At 72.9% G+C, this 16,076-nt stretch carries 13 protein-coding genes; 4 read left to right on the top strand and 9 right to left on the bottom strand.

The window, feature by feature from the left end:
• Positions 1-120: 120 nt before the first annotated feature.
• The 6 genes from HCJ93_RS21160 to HCJ93_RS21185 form a co-directional block, all read right to left on the bottom strand.
• The gene (locus HCJ93_RS21160) at positions 121-1,461 is read right to left on the bottom strand and encodes an ABC transporter ATP-binding protein (protein ID WP_167997348.1); all 1,341 of its coding nucleotides are present in this window, start codon (positions 1,459-1,461) and stop codon (positions 121-123) included.
• A gap of 214 nt (positions 1,462-1,675) precedes the next feature.
• A complete protein-coding gene (locus HCJ93_RS21165) occupies positions 1,676-2,974 on the bottom strand; it encodes an MFS transporter (protein ID WP_167997349.1) in 1,299 nt (432 codons plus the stop codon).
• A 25-nt stretch (positions 2,975-2,999) separates the two neighbouring features.
• Entirely contained in the window at positions 3,000-4,436 is a 1,437-nt protein-coding gene (locus HCJ93_RS21170; RefSeq protein WP_167997350.1) for a CitMHS family transporter, read from the bottom strand.
• Between the two features lie 132 nt (positions 4,437-4,568).
• On the bottom strand, positions 4,569-6,842 hold the full coding sequence (locus tag HCJ93_RS21175) for a molybdopterin oxidoreductase family protein (protein ID WP_167997351.1): 2,274 nt from the start codon (positions 6,840-6,842) through the stop codon (positions 4,569-4,571).
• 261 nt (positions 6,843-7,103) lie between these two features.
• The gene (locus tag HCJ93_RS21180) at positions 7,104-7,727 is read right to left on the bottom strand and encodes a TetR/AcrR family transcriptional regulator (RefSeq protein WP_167997352.1); all 624 of its coding nucleotides are present in this window, start codon (positions 7,725-7,727) and stop codon (positions 7,104-7,106) included.
• Complete coding sequence (locus HCJ93_RS21185; RefSeq protein ID WP_167997353.1) at positions 7,724-8,374, bottom strand: hypothetical protein; 651 nt, start codon at positions 8,372-8,374, stop codon at positions 7,724-7,726. The genes HCJ93_RS21180 and HCJ93_RS21185 overlap by 4 nt, the downstream gene beginning before the upstream one ends.
• Before the next feature lie 191 nt (positions 8,375-8,565).
• Between HCJ93_RS21185 and hmgA the strand changes: the two genes are divergently transcribed.
• The 3 genes from hmgA (at position 8,566) to HCJ93_RS21200 (ending at position 11,946) form a co-directional block, all read left to right on the top strand.
• A complete protein-coding gene (gene hmgA / locus HCJ93_RS21190) occupies positions 8,566-9,915 on the top strand; it encodes a homogentisate 1,2-dioxygenase (RefSeq protein ID WP_167997354.1) in 1,350 nt (449 codons plus the stop codon).
• A 61-nt stretch (positions 9,916-9,976) separates the two neighbouring features.
• Positions 9,977-10,726 (top strand): GntR family transcriptional regulator, encoded by a 750-nt coding sequence (locus HCJ93_RS21195; RefSeq protein WP_167997355.1) that lies wholly within the window; start codon positions 9,977-9,979, stop codon positions 10,724-10,726.
• Positions 10,727-10,752: 26 nt separating this feature from the next.
• Entirely contained in the window at positions 10,753-11,946 is a 1,194-nt protein-coding gene (locus HCJ93_RS21200) for a type ISP restriction/modification enzyme (RefSeq protein ID WP_206317746.1), read from the top strand.
• Positions 11,947-12,307: 361 nt separating this feature from the next.
• Here the strand turns inward: HCJ93_RS21200 and HCJ93_RS21205 are convergent, their stop codons facing one another.
• From HCJ93_RS21205 to HCJ93_RS21215, 3 genes are all read right to left on the bottom strand, one after another.
• On the bottom strand, positions 12,308-12,571 hold the full coding sequence (locus HCJ93_RS21205; protein ID WP_167997357.1) for a hypothetical protein: 264 nt from the start codon (positions 12,569-12,571) through the stop codon (positions 12,308-12,310).
• A 126-nt stretch (positions 12,572-12,697) separates the two neighbouring features.
• Positions 12,698-13,513, bottom strand: coding sequence for an anti-sigma factor (locus tag HCJ93_RS21210; RefSeq protein ID WP_167997358.1), 816 nt, complete (start codon positions 13,511-13,513; stop codon positions 12,698-12,700).
• A complete protein-coding gene (locus HCJ93_RS21215) occupies positions 13,510-14,052 on the bottom strand; it encodes a sigma-70 family RNA polymerase sigma factor (RefSeq protein WP_167997359.1) in 543 nt (180 codons plus the stop codon). Before HCJ93_RS21215 ends, HCJ93_RS21210 begins: the two co-directional genes overlap by 4 nt.
• A gap of 292 nt (positions 14,053-14,344) precedes the next feature.
• Here HCJ93_RS21215 and HCJ93_RS21220 point away from each other — a divergent pair, with 292 nt between their 5' ends.
• Complete coding sequence (locus HCJ93_RS21220) at positions 14,345-15,877, top strand: DUF4331 domain-containing protein (RefSeq protein WP_167997360.1); 1,533 nt, start codon at positions 14,345-14,347, stop codon at positions 15,875-15,877.
• Positions 15,878-16,076: the final 199 nt, after the last annotated feature.

Here is a 16,076-nt window from a genome sequence, read left to right on the forward strand (position 1 = left end):
CGGGGGCGTCGTCGTCCGGCACATAAACTAGCGATGTTAGTTTTCAGGCGCCAGAGGGGACCGGCGGCGAGCCGGGTCCCGTTTCCGTCATCGGCCCTCGCCCCTGAGCGGTTCCGGCTCTCACTCCTCCAGGTCAGGCAGCCGGGACGGGCTGGGGCAGATGCGCTCACCGTGCTGGTCGAAGACGAACAGATGGGCGAGGTCGACCAGGAGCGGGACCTGCATGCCGTGCCGCAGCCGGATGTCGGGGGTGGTGCGGACGATCAGGTCGCCGGGCAGGCGCGGCTCGGCCGCGGAGGTCAGCGGCTCCGGCTCCGGCGGGCGCTCCAAGGTGGTCACGCCTCCCGTGCGCAGCGCCACCGCGCGCTCGCGCAGCCGCCCGAGAACCGTGCCGTCGCGGCGGCGGCGCCGGTCGGTGCGGCCGGGCCGCGGGCGCGGGGCCTCCAGTTCCGGGACGAGGGCGGGGCTGGAGCCGGTGTTGAAGTGGACGAGGACCTCGTGCCCCTGGAACTCCAGGTGCTCGACCAGTCCGGTGAGCGGCACCTCGCCGGGGCGGGCGGCGCTGGGCTTGGCGATCCGGACGGCTTCGGAGCGCAGGCCCACGATGACCTCGCGGCCCTGCTGGACCCGCAGCAACTGGTGGTCGAGCGAGAGCGGTTCGGGCAGCCGCAGGAACTGCTTGCCGAGGCTGATGCTCATGGCACCGTCGAGCGGGGCGCGGACCAGGCCGCGCAGCAGATTGATGCGCGGGGTGCCGATGAACGCGGCGACGAAGACGTTCTTCGGCAGCGCGTACACCGTGCGCGGGCTGCCGACCTGCTGGAGCACCCCGCCGCGCAGCACCGCGACCCGGTCGCCGAGGGACATCGCCTCGGCCTGGTCGTGGGTGACGTAGACGGTGGTGACGCCCAGTTTGCGGGTGAGTGTGGAGATCTCGGCGCGCAGGTGGTTGCGGAGCTTGGCGTCCAGGTTGGACAGCGGCTCGTCCATCAGGAAGGCGGAGGGATGGCGGGCGATGGCCCGGCCCATGGCGACCCGCTGCCGTTCGCCGCCGGAGAGCTGGGCGGGGAAGCGGTCGAGGATGTCCTCGATGCCCAGCATGCGGGCGGTGGCATCGACGCGCGGGCTCGGATCCTCGCCGGGAGCCTCGATGCGCAGCGGGAAGCTGATGTTGTCCCGGCCGGTCATCCGGGGGTAGAGGGCGAAGTTCTGGAACACCATCGCCATGTCCCGTTCGGACGGGGGCAGATCGTTGCTCAGCTCGCCGTCGAGCAAGAGGTGGCCCTCGTCGATGGTCTCCAGTCCGGCGATCATCCGCAGCACGGTGGACTTGCCGCACCCGGACGGGCCCAGCAGGACGAGGAACTCGCCGGGCGCGATGTCGAGGGAGAGGTGGTCCACCACGCGGACACCTCGCGTGTAGGACTTGCTCACGTCGTGCAGGGAGATGGCGCGTGTCATGAGGGTGCCCCCGGGGGCTCATCAGGGCGCTGGTGCTCCGCGGTTCTGACGCCTCGCGCGGGTCGTACGAGGCGTTTGAGTCACGGAAGCTAACGGATTGTGGCCGGAATGGGGAAGACACGTGACGAGATCTCACCGCTCACGTCCGCCTGGTGAGACAGCGGGCCCGGTGGAACCTGTCGAGACAGCCGGCCCGGTGGAACGCGCCGTCCTCTCAGTCGTTCCCCGGGCCGTCCTTGGCCCGAGGGGCGTCGGCGGCGCGGTCGGGTCGGTGAGGTGTGCGGTCTGCTCCGCCGTGCGGCGGCCGGGGGTCGCCGTCCTCCGCCGGGGGCGCACCGTCGTGCCCCGGCGTGGCCGGTGAACGCAGGGCGGCACCGGAGGAGAGCAGCAGCAGTGCGCCCTGCAGGACGAACGGGGCGGCGACGCCCGCCGCTCCGGCGATCAGGCCGGCGGCCGCGGGCGCGGCGACCTGGCTGAGGCGGTTGCCGGTCAGGCGCAGGGCCAGGGCGGTGGAGCGGGCATCGCCGGGGGCGGCCTGGACGACCGTCGTCATGGACAGCGGCTGGCCGACGCCCAGGCAGAAGCCGAGCACCGTGAGCATCGGCGCCAGCGTCCACACCGGGACCGGCAGGGCGATGCCCGAGCACAGCAGTGCGGCCGTCAGGCAGGTCACGGTGAGGAGCGGGGTCCGGCCGAGCAGCCGCAGCAGCGGGGTGAGCACGAGCCGGCAGGCGATGGTGGCCGCCGCGCGCAGGCTGAGCAGCAGGCCGATGACGGCGGGGTCGATGCCGCGGTGCTCCCCGACCACCGGCAGATACGCGGTGAGGATGTCGGTCGCCGACAGCACGGCCATGCTGACGAGGATGCCGCCCGGCACTCCCCTGGCCCGCAGAATGCGCCCCAGCGGGACCGGCCGGCCGTCCGCGGCACGGGACGTCGCGGTCGCGGGACGCTCGACGCGCCACAGCGAGGTGAGGGCGACGGCGGCTCCGGCGCCCGCCGCCAGCAGCGCCAGCGCGCTGGTGCCGGCCATGTCGGGACCGCCGATCAGACCGCCCGCCGCGATCGGTCCGGCCAGCTGGCCGAGCGAGGCGCCGATGGTGAAGTACCCGAAGCTGCGGTCCTGTTCGTGCGGCGCGGACTGGCGGGCGACCAGGGACTGCGCGCCGATGACGAAGCACAGGTGCCCGAGGCCCATCACCCCGCTCCACAGGGCCATGGTCCACAGGGAGCCGGCCAGGCCGCCGAGCGCGCAGCCACCCGATATCAGGACGACGCCCAGGGGCAGCAGGGGCGCGCAGCGGCCGTGGTCGGTGCGCCGGCCGAGCGGCACGGCGGCGAACAGCGGCAGCAGCGCGTACACCGCGGCGATCACCCCCACCGCCCGCTCGTCCGCACCGAGCGCGAGCGCCCGGTAGGAGACGGCCGGCCGGGCCATCGACACCGCACCCTGCGCGAAGCCGAAGGCGATGACGAGGCGGAGCAGCCAGCCGCGGTTCCCACCGGGCGCCATGATCGGATCCTCCTTCGAGGCGGGGTCAGACGATGCCGAAGAGCAGGCCCGCGCCGAGGATCAGCAGACAGGTCAGGGCGGCCCACTTGACCACGAACCGCGTGTGGTCGCCGAACTCCACCCTGGCCATGCCGACCAGCACATACACGGCGGGCACCAGCGGGCTGGACATGTGCAGGGGCTGGCCGACCAGGGAGGCGCGGGCCATCTCCAGCGGGGACACCCCGTGGGCGGCGCCGGCCTCGGCGAGGACCGGCAGGACCCCGAAGTAGAAGCCGTCGTTGGACATGAAGTAGGTGAGCGGCAGGCTCAGCACTCCGGTGACCAGGGCCATGTGCGGGCCCATGGCCTCGGGGACGACGCCGACCATCCAGCGGGCCATGTGGTCGACCATGCCGGTGCCCTGGAGCACGCCGGTGAAGACGGCGGCGGCGAAGACCATGCCGGAGACGTTCAGGACGTTGTCGGCGTGGGCCGCGATGCGGGCCTTCTGGTCGGGGAGGTGGGGGAAGTTGACGGAGAGGGCGAGCGCGGCGCCCAGCAGGAACAGCACCGGGATCGGCAGCAGTTCCAGGATCATGGCGGTGAGCAGAACGACCGTGAGCAGCGCGTTGAACCAGTACAGCCCGGGACGCAGGGTGGCGCGGTTCGGGTCGATGCCCTGGAATCCGTCCCCGGCCCCGGTCTCCTTGCCGGTCCCGGTACCCGCGCCGCCGGCCGGCGGCGCCTGCGCGGCCTCGCCGCCGGCAGTCCCCTCACCGGAGGCACCGGCGCCGGCACCCGCGCCGACCAGCACGGCCTCCTTCGCCTCGTCGTCCTCCTTCACCGGCGCCTCGTCCAGGGTCAGCACGCCGAGCCGCCTGCGCTCGCGCAGGCCGAGTGCCCAGGCGAGGACGAACACGCCGAGCAGGCCGACCAGCAGCGCGGGGATCATCGGCACGAAGATGTCGGCGGCGTCGAGCTTCAGCGCGGTGGCGGCGCGGGCGGTGGGGCCGCCCCAGGGCAGGGTGTTCATCACGCCGTTGGCCATGGCGGCGACGCCGGTCATCACCACCCGGCTCATGCCGAGGCGCTTGTACAGCGGGTACATCGCCGAGACGGTGATCATGAAGGTGGTGGATCCGTCGCCGTCCAGGGAGACCACGGCGGCGAGCACCGCGGTACCGACGACGATGCGCATCGGGTCCGCCTTGCAGAACCGCAGGATGCCGCGGACGACCGGGTCGAAGAGGCCGACGTCGATCATGACGCCGAAGTAGACGATCGCGAACATGAGCATCGCCGCGGTGGGGGCGAGGCCGGCCACGCCGTCGATGACGTAGTCACCGAGGTGGGCGGCCTCGCCGACGAGCACGCAGAACAGTGCGGGGATCAGCACCAGCGCCGCGATCGGCGACATCTTCTTCAGCATGATCAGGACCAGGAAGGTCGCGATCATGGCGAAGCCGAGAATGGTCAGCATGAGTGGACACCTAACGTTCGCCCTTGAACTCCACCAGGGCCGGCGGTGCGACGACGTTAGGTACCGCTGAACACCGTCAACAAGACATTGACCCGCGAGCAATATGCGCAGAACTGCTGGTCACGGCTTTGCTCAGGTCAGCGCCCCGGGCTTTTCGGCCGCCTCGGCCGCCTCCGGGGCCACCGGGGCCACCTCGACGGGTACGCCGTTGAGGACGGCGTTGCCGGAGAGCGGGTCGAGCCGGGTGCCGTCGAGGAGCTGGTTGACATTAACTCCGGGGTCGCCGGCGGCGTGCCGCAGCCGGGTGCCGGGGCGGTCGTGGCCCCAGCCGTGCGGGAGGCTCACCACGCCCTGGCGGACCGCGTCGGTGATCTCGGCGGGCGCGGTCACCGCTCCCCCGGCGCCGGTGATCCGCACCGGCTGCCCGTCCGCGATGCCGAGGCGCCCGGCGTCGTCGGGGTGCAGGTGCAGGGTGCAGCGGTTGGAGCCGCCGGTGAGTGCGGGCACGTTGTGCAGCCAGCTGTTGTTGGACCGCAGATGGCGGCGGCCGACGAGGACGAGTCCCTCGGCGCGCCGGCCGAGGGCGGTGCGCAGCCGGGGCAGGTCGGCGGCGATCGGTGCGGGCAGCAGCTCGACCTTGCCGCTGCGGGTCTTCAGCGGCTGCGGCAGCCTCGGGCGCAGCGGCCCGAGGTCGATGCCGTGCGGGTGGTCGAGCAGCCGGGCGAGGCCGAGGCCGTCGGGCCGGGCGCCGAAGCCGTCGCCGTAGGGGCCGAGGCGCAGCATCATGTCCAGGCGCCGCTCGGGTCCGTCGGCGCCGGTCAGCAGGCCCGCGAGTTCCTTCGGGTCGCGGCCGTGCACCGGGGAGACGGGGTCGTTCACGGCCTTGCCGAGGGTCTGGTCGATCACCGTCTCGTCCACGGCGGACGGGTCGGCTCCGTGCATGCCGGTGGCGGCGAGGACCAGCCGGGCCAGGATCTCGGTCTCGGCCATGCGGCCGGGTTCCAGGGGGACGGCGGGGCGGGTGTAGCGGACCTGGTTGCGGACGGCGAGGGTGTTGAAGGCGAAGTCGTAGTGCGGGCTCTGCGCGGGCGGGGGCGGGGGCAGCACCACATCGGCGTGGCGGGAGGTCTCGTTGAGGTAGGGGTCGACGCTCACCATGAAGTCGAGCGACCCGAGGGCCTTGTCGAGGCGGTTGCCGTCGGGTGCGGAGAGCACGGGGTTGGCGGCGACCACGATCAGGGCGCGGATCGGTTCGCCCTCCTCGGTGACCGTGTCGATCTCCTCGGCGAGGGCCGAGAGGGGCAGTTCGGACTTGGCCTCGGGGTGGCGGGAGACGCGTGAGTGCCAGCGGCCGAGGGCGAAGCCGCGGCCGGGTCCGGCGGGGCGCGGGGTCTTGTCGGTGGCCGACAGCGGGAAGAGGGCGCCGCCGGGGCGGTCGAGGTTACCGGTGAGGATGTTGAGGACGTCGACCAGCCAGGAGGCGAGCGTGCCGTGCGGGACGGTGCAGCTGCCGATGCGGCCGTAGACGGCGGCGGTGGGGGCGGCGGCGAGCTCCCGGGCGAGGGTGCGGATGGTGTCCGCGTCGACGTCGCAGGCCGCGGCGGCGGCCCCGGGGGTGAAGTCCCGCAGGGCGTCGCGGAGTTCGCCGAGGCCGTCCAGGTGGGGGGTGAGCCGGCCCGGGTCGGCGAGCCCTTCCTCGAGGAGGGTGTGCGCCATGGCCGCGAGCAGCAGGGCGTCCGTGCCGGGGCGGACCGCGATGTGCCGGTCGGCGAGGCGGGCGGTGCGGGTGCGGCGCGGGTCCACGACGGTGAGGGTGCCGCCGCGGGCCTTCAGCGCCTTCAGGCGGCCGGGAAAGTCCGGGGCGGTGCACAGACTGCCGTTGGACTCCAGCGGGTTGGCGCCGATCAGCAGGAGGTGGTCGGTGCGGTCCAGGTCGGGGACGGGGATGGCGTTGGCGTCCCCGAAGAGCAGCCCGCTGGAGACGTGCTTGGGCATCTGGTCGACGGTGGAGGCGGTGAACAGGCTGCGGGTGCCGAGCCCGGCGACCAGCAGGGGCGGGTAGAGGGCACCCGCCATGGTGTGCACATTGGGGTTGCCGAGGACCACGCCCACGGAGTTCGCGCCGTACCGCTCGGCAACGGGACGGAGGCCGGCGGCAACCGCGTCGAACGCCTCCCGCCAGCCGGCCTCGCGCAGCTCGCCCCCGTCCCGGATCAGGGGGACGCGCAGCCGGTCGGGGTCGTTGTCCAGGTCAGGGAAGGCGGCGCCCTTGGGGCAGATGAAGCCCTTGCTGAACACGTCCTCGCGGTCGCCCCGGGCGCGGGTGACCCTGCCGTCCTCGATGGTGAGCGTCAGGCCGCAGGTGGCCTCGCACAGGGGGCAGATGCGCAGAGCGGTGCGGGACACGGGTCCTCCCGGGCAGGGCGGCGGCACGCGGACGGACCGAGCATACCGACCGGTAGGCATGGAGGGGAGGGGTTACGGCTCACGGAAGTGGCCGGACCGGGGCGCGGGGCGGATCGTCCGGGCGGAGCGGTCGGGGCGCGCAGCCGGGCCGTTCGAGGTCGTGCTACGGGGCGGACACGGGCCGGCGGATCCCCTTGAGGACAGCCGGTCGGCGTCGGTCAGTCCATGAGTCAGACCCACCCGGAGACGCCACCGGCATCCTCACTGGCAGTCCAGCACGCGGGCGAGGTAGGCCCGCAGCATCTCCCGCAGCTCCTCGATCACCTTCTCGTCCCCCTCGGGCGAGAGCCGGAAGGCGAGCTGGATCAGGCCGTCGGCGGTCTCGACGGCGATCAGGACGGTGCGGCGCAGGTTCTCGTCGGCGGTGCGGCCGAGGTGGGCGGAGAGCAGGTCGGTGAGGCGTCCGGCGACGCGGTGGTTGGGTTCGGTGCGCTCGGCGCCCACCGGTATCTGGTTGCCGAAGTCGACCAGGGAGAAGCCGGGAGCGGTGCGCTTCATGTCCAGGTACTCGTCGATCACGACGTCCATGGCATGGCGCCAGCCGCGGTCCCCCGCGCCCTTGAGACGGTCGGTGACCCGTGCGGTGAAGCGCTCCAGATTGCGGTGCGCCAGGGCGTCCGCCATCTGCCGTTTGTTGCTGAAGAAGCGGTAGACGGAGCCGATGGGAACACCGGCCCGCTCGGCGACGGCGCGGGTGCTCAGGTCGTCGTAGCCGACCTCGTCGAGGAGGTCGGCGCAGGCGTCCAGGATCCTGGCCAGCCGTTCGGCGCTGCGCCGCTGCACGGGGGCACGGCGGAGAGAGGTCGCATGGGGCACGGCCCTCATGATGCCTGTTCGCCACCGGCCGGTGAACCTGGCCCTCCCCTCGCGGCCGGGGCACCCGTCCCGCCGCCTTCCGCCGGTGGGGTGCCCGTCCCGCCGCCGCCCTCCGCCGGGGTACCGTTCCCGCCCGCCGGTGCGCCGGCCGGGCCCGGGGCCGGCTCCGAGACGGTGACGTCGGCGGTGCTCTCCACCGGCTCCCCGTCGACGGCCCACACCGAGCCGTCGTCGGCGTAGAGGCGGGCGGTGACCTGGTGGGTGCCGCGCGGCAGCATCCGGGCGGAGAGATGGTGCTCGGCGGTGCGCAGCCGGGCGACGAGGCGTTCGTCGACGTAGAGGTGGGCAAGGCCGCGGCCGGCCTCCGCCCGCTTCGGCGCCCCCTGGGGCGAGAAGCGGAAGTTGCGCAGGGTCAGGCGCACGCCCCAGCCGCCGTCGGGGTCGGGGGTGACCTCGACGCGGACCTCGGGGGCACCCTGCTCGCCCACCTCGCGGTAGGGCCGCCCGTCCGCGTCGCGGTCCTCCAGCAGGTCGCCCACCGGCGAGGGCGAGACCGCGTCCGTCTCGGGGGCGTCACGGGTGGAGCAGCCCGCGGCCCCGGCCACGGTGACCGCGCAGACCGCGAGCGCGGCGATCAGGCTCCGCGTCCTGAACATGCCAGGAGCCTAGAACGGCGGCGGGACTCCGCGGATCCGTCTGGAGTCGGGTTCCGGGTCATCCGCCGAGAGGACGAGAGGACCGCACGCCCTTCCGGGTGCATCGGTCCGCGCGGCCCTCTTGCGCCAGGGAAACCGCAATCCTACGGTGTCGCATAGGAATCGATCCGTGCCGCAAGGGAGCAGCGAAGATGAGTGATGGGGGCACCGCCCGGGCGGGCCAGTCGGAGCGTGACGAGGCGCGCAAGGTCGCCGAGTCGCTGACCTATCTGTCCGGCTTCGGCAACGAGCACAGCTCGGAGGCCGTGCCGGGCGCCCTGCCCGTGGGACGGAACTCGCCGCAGCGCGCTCCGCTCGGTCTGTACGCGGAGCAGCTGAGCGGCACGGCCTTCACCGAGCCGCGGGCCGTCAACCGCCGCTCCTGGCTGTACCGGATCCGCCCGTCGGCCGCGCACCCGGCGTTCACCCGCGCCGGCAACGGCACGCTGCGCACCGCGCCGTTCAACCAGACCGCGCCGGACCCGAACCGGCTGCGCTGGGACCCGCTGCCCGAGCCGGGACCGGACACGGACTTCCTGGCCGGCCTGTGGACCCTGGGCGGCAACGGGGACGTCACCCAGCGCACCGGCATGGCCGTGCACCTGTATCACGCCAACGCCTCCATGAAGCGGGTCTTCAGCAACGCGGACGGCGAGCTGCTGATCGTCCCGGAGCGGGGCGGGCTGCTGCTGCGCACCGAGTTCGGGCTGCTGCACGCAGAGCCGGGGCACATCGCGCTGATCCCCCGCGGTGTCCGCTTCCGCGTCGAGCTCCTGGACGCCACGGCCCGCGGCTACGTCTGCGAGAACTACGGCGCCGCCTTCCGCCTGCCCGACCTCGGCCCGATCGGTGCCAACGGGCTGGCCAACGCACGGGACTTCCAGGCGCCGGTCGCGGCGTACGAGGACGTCGAGGGCCCGGTGGAGGTGGTGAACAAGTTCTGCGGCAACCTGTGGTCGGCGACCTATGGCCACTCCCCGCTGGATGTGGTCGCCTGGCACGGCAACTATGTGCCGTACGTCTACGACCTGCGCCGCTTCAATGTGCTGGGCACCATCTCCTACGACCACCCGGACCCGTCGATCTTCACGGTGCTGACCTCGCCGAGCGACACACCCGGGCTGGCCGGGGTGGACTTCGTGGTGTTCGCCCCGCGCTGGCTGGTGGGCGAGGACACCTTCCGGCCGCCGTACTTCCACCGGAACGTGATGAGCGAGTACATGGGCCTGATCGAGGGCGCCTACGACGCGAAGGCCGAGGGCTTCGTGCCGGGCGGCGGCTCGCTGCACAACATGATGTCGGCGCACGGCCCGGACCGGGAGACCTTCGAGCGGGCGAGCAACGCGGAGCTGAAGCCGCAGAAGATCGACGACGGTCTCGCGTTCATGTTCGAGACGCGCTGGCCGGTGATCCTCACGCCGCAGGCGGCGCGCGCGGAGCACGTCCAGGAGCGGTACGACGCCGTCTGGGAGGGCTTCGAGCGTCACTTCCGGGAGCAGTGATGCCGCACGCCTCTTCCGTCCACCGATTGCACTGAACGTTCCCGACCGGTACGGATAGCCCGTGACCTCCTTCGCTCCGGACTCGATCGTCCTGAACCGCAAGCTGCCGCTCTGGTACCAGGTGTCGCAGTCGCTGCGCGCCTCGATCCTCGGCCGCTCGCCGCAGGACCCGCTGCGGCTGCCCACCGAGGAGCAGCTGGCGGGGCACTACGGCGTGAGCGTGCTGACCATGCGGCAGGCGCTGAAGGAGCTGGAGGACGAGGGGCTGATCTCCCGGCACCGGCGGCGGGGCACGTTCATCGAGCCGGACGCCCGCAGGGGCTCCCCGGTGCGGCTCCTCGGCTCGGTGGACGCCATCGTGGCCCAGCAGTCCGGGATGACCACCGAGCTGCTGGAGCACGGCCCCGCCCCGGTGCCGGCGGAACTCGCCGAACACTTCCCGGACCTGACCGAGGTGGCGACGTACCACCGGCTGCGCAGCGACGAGAAGACCGGGGAGCCCACCAACCACGCCCGCAACTACGTCCGCCCCGAACTGGCCGAGCGCATCGACCTGGACGATCTGGTGCGCTGGCCCATGACCAAGGTGCTGCGGGACGTCGTCGGGGTGGACATCAGCCGCATCACCGACACCGTCGAGGCACGGCTCGCGGACCCGGAGACCGCCCGGCTGCTCGAGGTTCCGCTGCTGAGCCCGATCCTGCACTACACCGGCATCACCTACGACACCGAGGGACGCCCGCTGGACGTGGCCGTCATCAACTACCGGGGCGACCGCTTCTCCTTCACGGTGACCCTGGACGCCACCTGACCCGGCTGCCGGTGCCAGGTCGTACGATGCCCTGCGTGACGCACGACGACGCTCCGCTGCTGGCGGATCTGATGCCGTGGTCCGTCGCACCGCCCCGGCTCGGCCGGGCCTGGCCGGCGGGCCCCGACGCGGCGTCCCTGAAGGCCCGTTGGGCGGCGCTGGTCGAGGCCGAGGGACCCGACCGGGAGGCGCTCTTCCAGCCGACCCGCGCCCGCACCCTGCACACCGCGGTCGGGCGGCTGCCGCGCTCGGGCGGCGGCACGGAGCGCCTGGCCCGCGCGTCGGGCCCGTGCCCGGAGCCGGTCCGCGTGCTGCACGCCCCGTTCGACGAGCAGTGGCTGATCCCCGACCACCGGCTGATGGACGCGGCCCGCCCGGAGCTGTGGCGGGTGGCCGACGCCCATCAGATCTTCGTCCTGGAGACCGGGGCGGGGCGCACCCCGTCCGACGGCTCGGCCGGCTCCGGCCCTCCCCTCGTCGCCACCTCCCGCCTCCCCCTGCTCCGCCCCGGCCGCGTCCGTCCCCTCTTCCGGCGGCCCGGCGGCCTGGAGCCCAATCTCGCTCCCGGCCTGCTCGCCCACCTCACCGACCGTCACGGCCGGGAGGCCGGGCCGCTGGACGTCCTCGCCTGGACCCTGGCCGTGGCCCGTCCGGCGCCCGGCGGGCTCGCCGTGCCGCTGACCGGGGACGCGGAGGCCTGGGCGCGGGGTGTGGCCGTCGGCCGCCGGATGCTCTGGCTGATGCGGCGCGACGGTGAGCGTCCGAAGCTCCCCGGCGGTCGCCGCCCGTACGTCCGCGCACCGCTGCCGCCCCGTCCGCTGACCCTGCACTACGACCGGGACGAGGAGAGCCTGCACCTCGACGAGGGCCGCATCGCGCCGGTGCCTGCGGCGGCCTGGGACTTCGGACTGGGCGGCACCCGCGTCCTGGAGCAGTGGTTCACCGCCCGCACGGCCCCCGCCGAGCCCGGCACCCTGGCCGCGATCCGCCCGTCGGCCTGGCCGCAGGCCTGGACCTCGGAGCTCCTGGAGCTGATCACGGTCCTGGCCCTGCTGGCGGAACTGCGGCCCCAGCAGGCCGCCTTGACGGTCCCCGATCCGGTGACCGCCACCGACCTGCGCACGGCCGGGGTCCTGCCGCCCCCGCCCTCGGCCCGCCGCCCCGCCTCCGTCCTGGACACCCAGGAGGAGGGCCCGGAGGGCCAGCTCGCCCTGATCTGAACGCGCGCTGATGAACGCGCGCTGATCCGGAGCCAGCGCCGACCGGAGGCCGCGGACCCCGTCCTCAAGCGCGCGGCTGGAACCCGTACCGCGTGCGCGCGGCGGTCGTGAGCTCTGGTCACGGGGAGGCCGCGGCGCGTGCGCCGCCCGGGAACGCCCGGGTGTCCGAGGGTGCGGTCCGGCCGACGGCGTATCCCGTGGCGGGAGCGCCGGGCCGGTGTGCGGTGCTGCTCGCGGTGACCGGTGACGCCGGCCGTGCGGCGGTGTGCGCACGGGCAGCGGTGAAAGCAGAGAGGGTGCGGCGGGCCCCCGGTGTACTGCCGGGTGGGACCGGGGGCGCCGGCGTGCGGTGTTGTGCGGGTCAGTGGCCGCCGAACAGGGTGCGGCGCAGTCGGCGCAGCGGGGCGAACAGCGAGACCCGGCTGGCACGCGCGCGGGCACCCCGGGCGCCGCGGTCACGCGCGGTCAGCTCACGCATCAGCGTGGTCGCCTCGGCCGTCTCGCGCTGCGGCACGGCGGGACCCGCAAGCACCGACAGATGCCGCTCGAGACGCGAACTGCTCGCTCCGCTCCCGCAGGTGATCGCAGGGACCCTGGCCCTGCTGCGCACTGTTATCTGTTCCATGTCACTCCCCACCCGTACGAGTCCACCCGGCCCGGGCAGGGTAACCCTATCGCCCCATCCGGGCACTCGTGTATCGAGGTCACAGGATTCACCTTCCCCATAAGGGTGTTGACGAACACTCGGCGACTACTCTCCGAATCCGACTGTTTTCAGGGCGAGTTGTGCAATGGGCCGGCTGGTGGGCTGTGGTGACCCTCCGTCAGGTTCAACGGTCACGGCGAGTGACGTCCCGGAGGGTTCCAGCCCGGTCGCCACCAAGGGCGTGTCGCCCTCGAAGAGGCCGAGGGAGCGCGGTTGCGCGCCCGGGCGCATGAGCCACAACTGGTGCACCCGCCCGCGCGGCGGCTCGCCGTAGCCGCCCAGGGTGACGATCGCGCTCTCCTCCGACGCGGAAGCGATCACTCCGATCGTTCGGCCCCGTCCGTCCCGTCCGGTGCTCGCACGGGCGTCCGGGGCGGAGAGAACGTGGGCGATCTCACGTGCCCGGTCCCGCTCGGCCCTCAGTTCGTCCTGGGTCCGCTCGGCCTGCACGCCGAACAGGGCGGCGACGACCAGGGCCGCCGCGGAGGTGACCGTCGCCAGCGGCACCAGCAGCACCGGGCGCCGCTGCCGCGGGCGGGGCGGCGGCTGAGTGCCCCAGACGTACGGCGGGAGCTGTGCCCCGCGCGCGGAGCCGGAGCGCTGCGGTGCGGGCTCCTGCGGGATGCCGTGGATCGCCGACAGCACCCGCTCGCGCAGGGCGTCCGGTGCGGGCACGGCCGTGGACCAGGCGAGCCGCACGGTGTCCTCGGCCAGGTCACGCACCTCGGCGGTGCAGCGGTCGCAGGACTCCAGATGCCTCTCGAACCTGGCGCGCTCGTCGGGGTCGAGGGCGTCCAGCGCGTAGGGAGCGGCGAGGGAGTGCAGATCCCCGCGCCCGAGCAGCCGGCCGAAGAGCGTCATGCCGCACCTCCCAGGCAGTCGCGGAGGCGGGTGAGCCCGTCGCGCATCCGCGTCTTGACGGTACCCAGCGGCAGGCGCAGCCGTTCGGCGACCTCCCGGTAGGTGTACCCCTCGTAGTAGGCGAGGGTGACCGACTGGCGCTGGAGCGCGGTGAGCCGGTTCAGGCACCGGCGCACCCATTCGCGCTCCAGCCCGGCCTCGACCTCCTCGGCCACCTGGTCGAAGGCGGGACCCTCGGCCCGCCGCGCCTCCCGCTGCTCGCGCTCACCCGCGGCACGGGCGCTGCGCACCCGGTCGACCGCCCGGCGGTGGGCCAGGGTCAGCACCCAGGTCAGGGCGCTGCCCCGGCGCGGATCGAACCGCGCGGCCGAACGCCAGAGCTCGAGCAGCACCTCCTGCGACACCTCCTCCGACTGCGCGGGATCGCGCACCACCCGCCGCACCAGCCCGTACACCGGTCCGGACACCAGCCCGTACAGCTCCTCGAACGCCTTGTGGTCACCCCCGGCCACTCGCACCAGAAGCTCGTCCGCTTCCAACGGGCCTCCCCCCTCTTCCGGCCCCTCGGGGCCACCCGGACGTCATGAGGCATTCGCAGCGAGCGCGCCTCCGGATGGGTGTACGGATCCGCGGGCCGAAAACGCGGGTCGAGCAGGGAGAAAGGCAACGGGAACGGCTGGGGCCGGGCACGGGGACGTGGACGCGTGAGAGGGCGCCGCAGAGGACGACGAGACGGATGCGTGAGAAGTCGCCGGGAGATCCGACCAATCCGGCTCTCCCCGGGCTCCGAATCCGGGGGTGTAAGGCAAGTCGGCACCGAGGACGGACCGCATGACACCTAACTCCAGGACGGGCGTGGGACGCAGGAGCCTCGCGACCCTGATCAGTGGTGCGCTGGCCGCCGGGGGGCTCGCAGCCGCCGGTGTGACCACGCTGGAACCGGGGGCGGCCTCCGCCTCCAGCCACCGGGAGGCCCCGCTGATCTCGGGCACCCCGCAGTACGACAACACGGACCTGTACGCCTTCGTCAGTCCCGACAAGCCGGACACCACGACGATCATCGCGAACTGGATCCCCTTCGAGGAGCCGGCCGGCGGGCCGAACTTCTTCACCTTCGCCGAGGACGCCCAGTACGACCTGCGCATCGACAACAACGGCGACGCCCAGGAAGACCTCGTCTTCAGGTACACGTTCACGACGCACACCAAGAACGACAAGACGTTCCTCTACAACACCGGCCCGGTCGAGAGCCTCGACGACCCGGACCTCAACATCACGCAGACCTACGACATCGAGATGATCAAGCTGCGTGATCTCAAGGCGGAGTCCAGGACCAAGATCGCCAACGATGTGCCGGTGGCGCCGTCCAACGTCGGCAAGGCGTCGATGCCGGACTACGGCAAGCTGCGCAAGGAGGCGGTCCACGAACTGGCGGACGGGGTGACGACGTTCGCCGGGCAGGCGGACGACCCGTTCTTCCTGGACCTGCGCGTCTTCGACCTGCTGTACGGGGGCGATCTCTCCGAGGTCGGCAACGACACTCTCAAGGGCTACAACGTCAACTCCATCGCCCTGCAGGTGCCCACCAGCCACATCACCGAGTCGCACGAGCAGCCGGTCGTCGGCATCTGGTCGACGACGCAGCGCAAGAACGCCAAGGGCCACTTCAAGCAGGTCTCGCGCCTGGGCAACCCGCTGGTCAACGAGGTCGTCAACCCGTTGAGGGACAAGGACACCTTCAACGCCTCCACCCCGCGCGACGACGCGCAGTTCCTGAAGAACGTGACCCACCCGGAGCTGCCCAGGCTCATCGAGGGCATCTACAAGATCCCCGCGCCGAAGGAGCCGCGCAACGACCTGGTCGACGTCTTCCTCAAGGGCGTGAAGGACCTCAACCAGCCACCTGGGGTCACCCCTTCGGAGATGCTGCGCCTCAACACCTCGGTCAAGCCCGCGGACAAGCCCAAGCGGCTCGGGGTGCTGGACGGCGACAACGCGGGCTTCCCGAACGGGCGCCGGCTGACGGACGACGTGATCGACGCCGCGCTCCAGGTGGTCGAGGGCGAACTGGTCGGCGCGGAGAACGACCTGGGCGACGCGGTCGACGCCAACGACAAGAAGTTCGGCTCGTCCTTCCCGTACCTGGCCAACCCCACGGAGGGGTCGCGCGGCCCGCTCGCCGAGGGGGTGAAGAGCGGCACCGACGTGCGCAGCCGGCTGGGTGACGCCCTGCGGCCCGCCTCGGCCGAGGGCTCCGGCAACACCACGCTGATCGCCGCGTCCGCGGGCGCGGGAGCCGGCGGCATCCTGCTGATCGGTCTCGCCCTCGCCTGGTGGCGCCGGATGCGCGGCCGGGCGTACTGACCGGCCCCGGGTGAACTCCCGCCCGCGGACCGGCGCACCGACCGGCCCCGGTGAGATTCCGCCCGCGGACCGGCGTCCTGACCCGCCCCGGGTGAGCACACACCGGCGGCCGGACGTACTACCCCGCGGGTGCACCCGCCCCCGACCGGGCACGGCCCGTTCCCCGCTCATCCCCCACGGCACGGGTCGTGCCCACCCC

Source organism: Streptomyces composti (assembly GCF_012034205.1).
In the GTDB taxonomy this organism is placed as follows: Bacteria; Actinomycetota; Actinomycetes; order Streptomycetales; family Streptomycetaceae; genus Streptomyces; species Streptomyces composti.

Coding starts and splice junctions, on each gene's coding strand:
- HCJ93_RS21160 (WP_167997348.1), bottom strand. CDS start 1,461: ATGACACGCGCCATCTCCCTGCACGACGTGAGCAAGTCCTACACGCGA.
- HCJ93_RS21165 (WP_167997349.1), bottom strand. CDS start 2,974: ATGGCGCCCGGTGGGAACCGCGGCTGGCTGCTCCGCCTCGTCATCGCC.
- HCJ93_RS21170 (WP_167997350.1), bottom strand. CDS start 4,436: ATGCTGACCATTCTCGGCTTCGCCATGATCGCGACCTTCCTGGTCCTG.
- HCJ93_RS21180 (WP_167997352.1), bottom strand. CDS start 7,727: ATGAGGGCCGTGCCCCATGCGACCTCTCTCCGCCGTGCCCCCGTGCAG.
- HCJ93_RS21185 (WP_167997353.1), bottom strand. CDS start 8,374: ATGTTCAGGACGCGGAGCCTGATCGCCGCGCTCGCGGTCTGCGCGGTC.
- hmgA (WP_167997354.1), top strand. CDS start 8,566: ATGAGTGATGGGGGCACCGCCCGGGCGGGCCAGTCGGAGCGTGACGAG.
- HCJ93_RS21200 (WP_206317746.1), top strand. CDS start 10,753: ATGCCCTGCGTGACGCACGACGACGCTCCGCTGCTGGCGGATCTGATG.
- HCJ93_RS21205 (WP_167997357.1), bottom strand. CDS start 12,571: ATGGAACAGATAACAGTGCGCAGCAGGGCCAGGGTCCCTGCGATCACC.
- HCJ93_RS21210 (WP_167997358.1), bottom strand. CDS start 13,513: ATGACGCTCTTCGGCCGGCTGCTCGGGCGCGGGGATCTGCACTCCCTC.
- HCJ93_RS21220 (WP_167997360.1), top strand. CDS start 14,345: ATGACACCTAACTCCAGGACGGGCGTGGGACGCAGGAGCCTCGCGACC.